Genomic DNA, 3,640 nt, shown 5'->3' with positions numbered 1-3,640 from the left:
GTGTCCACCGCCCAGAAGCTGCCGGTCTCCGACGGCCTGGCGGGCCGCCCGGCTGCTGCTGACCGAGGCCGCCGCGCAGCGCCTCGCCGACTGGCAGCGGCGCCGCGCGGAACTCTTCGCCGGTCATGTCTCCCGGCTCGACGAGGCCGACCAGCACCTGCTCGCGGCGGCTCTGCCGGCACTGCGCAGGCTCGCCGTCACCCTGCACGAGGAGGTCCAGGAATCATGACGCCGGACACCGCCGCGGTCGCCTGCACGGGGCTCTCCTACTCCTTCGGGGACACCAGAGCCGTGGACGGGCTCGACCTGACCGTCGGCGAGGGCGAGGTCTTCGGGCTGCTGGGTCCCAACGGCGCGGGCAAGACCACCGCCATCCGCTGCATCACCACCCTGCTCCCCGTCCCCGCCGGGATGGTCCGCGTCTTCGGCCACGACACCGGCAAGGACCGGATGGCCGTGCGCAGACTGCTCGGCTACGTCCCGCAGCAACTGTCCGCGGACAGCGGGCTCACCGGACGCGAGAACGTCGCGCTGTTCGCCCGCGTCTTCGACGTCTCCCGGCGCGAACGCGCCGAGCGGGTCGCCCAGGCGCTGGCGGCCGTCGACCTCACCGACGCCGCCGACCGGCTCGCCGGCACCTACTCCGGCGGCATGGTCCGCCGCCTCGAACTGGCCCAGGCGCTGGTCAGCGCGCCGCGCCTGTTGATCCTCGACGAGCCGACCATCGGCCTCGACCCGATCGCCCGCACCAGCGTCTGGGACCAGATCGACGCGGTACGCGCAGCCACCGGCATGACCGTGCTGGTCACCACCCACTACATGGACGAGGCCGACCAGCACTGCGGACGCGTCGGCCTGATGCACCGCGGCCGGATCCGTGCCCTCGGCACCCCCGCCGAGCTGCGGCAGGGCCTCGCCGAACGCCGGGGCGCCGACACCCTGCCCACCCTCGAAGACGTCTTCCGCGACGTGGCCGGCAGCGGCCTCGACGACCAGTCAGGAGGTTTCCGCGATGTCCGAAGCACCCGCCGCACCGCGAAGCGCGTCGGCTGAGCGCACGGCAGCCGCGTCCCTGCTGCTGACCCCGCCCCAGCCGCGCTCCGGCTGGCGGCTGCTGCCCGCCCGGGTCGTCGCCATGTGCGCCGTCGAACTGCAGAAGCTCAGGCACGACCGCACCGAGCTCTACACCCGGGCGGTACAGCCGGCCCTCTGGCTGCTGATCTTCGGGCAGACCTTCACCCGGATCAGGGCGATCCCCACCGGCGGCATCCCCTACATCGACTACCTGGCACCTGGCATCATCGCCCAGTCCGCGATGTTCATCGCCATCTTCTACGGCATCCAGATCATCTGGGAACGCGACGCCGGCATCCTCAACAAGCTGCTCGTCACCCCGACCCCGCGCTCGGCACTGATCACCGGCAAGGCGTTCGCGGCGGGCGTGAAGTCCCTGATCCAGGCCGTCGTGGTGATCGTCATCGCCGCGGTCCTCGGGGTCTCGCTCACCTGGAACCCGCTGAAGCTGCTCGGGGTCGGACTGGCCGTCGTCCTCGCCTCCGCGTTCTTCTCCTGCCTGTCGATGAGCATCGCCGGGATCGTCCTCAGCCGCGACCGGCTGATGGGCATCGGGCAGGCCATCACCATGCCGCTGTTCTTCGGTTCCAACGCCCTCTACCCCGTGGCGATCATGCCGGGCTGGCTCCAGGCGGTCAGCAAGGTCAACCCGCTCAGCTACCAAGTCGACGCCCTGCGGGGGCTGCTGCTCGGCACGCCGGCACATCTCGGCCTCGACTTCGGGGTGCTGGCGGTGGCCGCCGCCCTTGGTATCACCGCGGCCTCCTCGCTGCTCGGCCGCCTCGCCCGCTGATCTTGTGACGGGTGGGACGCCGACGTGATGTGCGGCACGCGCCCGCACCCCGCCCCGGACACCCGGGGCGGGATAACCCCTGCGCAACGCTTGATCAGCGATCAAAGGGGGCGAACCCCCTGGCCACAGCGCATTCCGCTCATTTGACAGTGCGCTGAGCCCACAGATAGACAGCGTGGGTCGAGAGGGGCACTGTGTACGAGCCGAACGTGGTCGGGGACTGGCACGAGTACGACGAGCATGCCGGTCTGCGGGTCCGCGTCCACCGCCTGGAGGCGGCCGAGCCGCCGCGCGGCCGGGACGACGCCGCGGCCGGTCTGACGTACTTCAGTGCCCGGGTGACCATCGAGAACCGAGGCTCACGCAACTTCGGCGTCCAGCTGGAGGACGGTCAGATCGACGTCCGGGTGGGCCCCGACGGGGAGGGCGCGTTCATCGACTGGCGCAACTCCCAGTTCATCGAGGGCTTCGACGTCTACCCGCTGCGCCGTGCCACCGCGGTCCTCTACGCGGCCGGCCCGGAGAACGCCCTGGGCCAGGTGGACATCCAGATCCACTTGCGCGTCGACGAGGAGTGGACCGAACGCCGGCTGTGGACGGGTGGCATCGGTGTCCTGGAGTCCACGGCCGGCTCCGCCTGCCAGGGGGCCGGGCCGGGCAGCCTGGCCCACCAGGTGAGCACCTTCCTCAAGGACCAGACGGAGCCCGGCCCTTCCGCCTGACCGGCGTCAGTGCGGGATGCCGTCGATGAGTTCGCGGGCGCCCTGGCGCAGCAGGGCCACGGCGACCGAGGTGCCGAGCGTCGCCGGGTCGAGGCGGCCCGCCCATTCGTGGGCGTTCAGCCGGGTCTTGCCGTCGGGGGTGAACACACAGGCCCGCAGCGACAGTTCACCGGCGTGGTCGACCCGGGCGTAGCCGGCGATCGGGCTGTTGCAGTGTCCCTGCAGCACATGCAGGAACATCCGCTCGGCGGTCGCCTCCCGGTGGGTGGCGGGATCTCCGAGGCCGCTCACCGCGTCGATCAGCTCGCGGTCGTCCTCCCGGCACTGCAGGGCGAGGATGCCCGCGCCGATGGGCGGCATCATCGTCTCCAGGTCCAGCACCTCGGTGGCCACGTCGGGACGGCCGATCCGCTCCAGACCCGCCATCGCGAGCAGCAGCGCGTCCGCGTCACCCGCGGCCAGCTTCTCCAGCCGGCGGTTGGCGTTGCCCCGGAACGGCACGCACTGCAGATGGGGGTGGGTTGCCGCCAGTTGGGCGACCCGGCGGACCGCGGAGGTGCCGACCCTGGTGCCCGGCGGCAGCTCGTCCAGGGTCAGGCCGCCGGGATGGATGAGGGCGTCACGGATGTCGTCCCGCTTCAGGAACGCGGCGAACACCGTCCCGGCGGGCAGCGGGCGGTCCGCCGGCACGTCCTTCACACAGTGCACGGCGAGGTCGGCCTCCCCGGCCAGCAGCGCGGCGTCCACCTCCTTGGTGAACGCGCCCTTCCCCTCCACCTGGGACAGATCGCCCAGCCACTTGTCACCGGTCGTCCTCACCGGTACGACCTCGGTGCGCACCTGCGGATGAAGGACGGCCAACTCGGCCCGGACACGGGCCACCTGAGCGAGCGCCATCGGCGAGTCGCGGGACACGATGCGGATCAACTCGGGCACGGACATGGGGACACGATAGTGCCGCACCTACGCGCCCCGAGGGCGGACTCCGCTCCTGCGGCACCGCCTGAACTGGAAGCGTGCGTCGATGGCCGGGGCCTTGGGCTACCACTCC

General features: G+C 71.6%; 4 protein-coding genes and 1 pseudogene. 4 read left to right on the top strand and 1 reads right to left on the bottom strand.

What is annotated here, in order from left to right; genetic code table 11:
* From ABZ646_RS42855 to ABZ646_RS42840, 4 genes and pseudogenes are all read left to right on the top strand, one after another.
* Window positions 1-229, top strand: a pseudogene (locus ABZ646_RS42855) (hypothetical protein); the annotation flags it as partial.
* On the top strand, window positions 226-1,053 hold the full coding sequence (locus tag ABZ646_RS42850) for an ATP-binding cassette domain-containing protein (protein WP_360532128.1): 828 nt from the start codon (window positions 226-228) through the stop codon (window positions 1,051-1,053). The pseudogene ABZ646_RS42855 and the gene ABZ646_RS42850, both read left to right, overlap by 4 nt.
* Window positions 1,013-1,867, top strand: coding sequence for an ABC transporter permease (locus ABZ646_RS42845; protein WP_360532126.1), 855 nt, complete (start codon window positions 1,013-1,015; stop codon window positions 1,865-1,867). Before ABZ646_RS42850 ends, ABZ646_RS42845 begins: the two co-directional genes overlap by 41 nt.
* A 194-nt stretch (window positions 1,868-2,061) precedes the next feature.
* Window positions 2,062-2,589 (top strand): hypothetical protein, encoded by a 528-nt coding sequence (locus tag ABZ646_RS42840; RefSeq protein ID WP_360532123.1) that lies wholly within the window; start codon window positions 2,062-2,064, stop codon window positions 2,587-2,589.
* A gap of 6 nt (window positions 2,590-2,595) precedes the next feature.
* Here the strand turns inward: ABZ646_RS42840 and hemC are convergent, their stop codons facing one another.
* Window positions 2,596-3,531: a hydroxymethylbilane synthase gene (hemC, locus tag ABZ646_RS42835; RefSeq protein WP_360532120.1), complete on the bottom strand. Its 936-nt coding sequence runs from the start codon at window positions 3,529-3,531 to the stop codon at window positions 2,596-2,598.
* Window positions 3,532-3,640: the final 109 nt, after the last annotated feature.

It is taken from the genome of Streptomyces sp. NPDC007162, from assembly GCF_040634175.1.
Lineage (GTDB): Bacteria > Actinomycetota > Actinomycetes > Streptomycetales > Streptomycetaceae > Streptomyces.
Note: the sequence above shows the minus strand (reverse complement) of the source record. Positions and strands in the feature narration are given on the sequence as shown.

Excerpts from the sequence above, each read along its gene's own strand:
- ABZ646_RS42850 (WP_360532128.1), top strand. The coding sequence starts at position 226 with ATGACGCCGGACACCGCCGCGGTCGCCTGCACGGGGCTCTCCTACTCC.
- ABZ646_RS42845 (WP_360532126.1), top strand. The coding sequence starts at position 1,013 with ATGTCCGAAGCACCCGCCGCACCGCGAAGCGCGTCGGCTGAGCGCACG.
- hemC (WP_360532120.1), bottom strand. The coding sequence starts at position 3,531 with ATGTCCGTGCCCGAGTTGATCCGCATCGTGTCCCGCGACTCGCCGATG.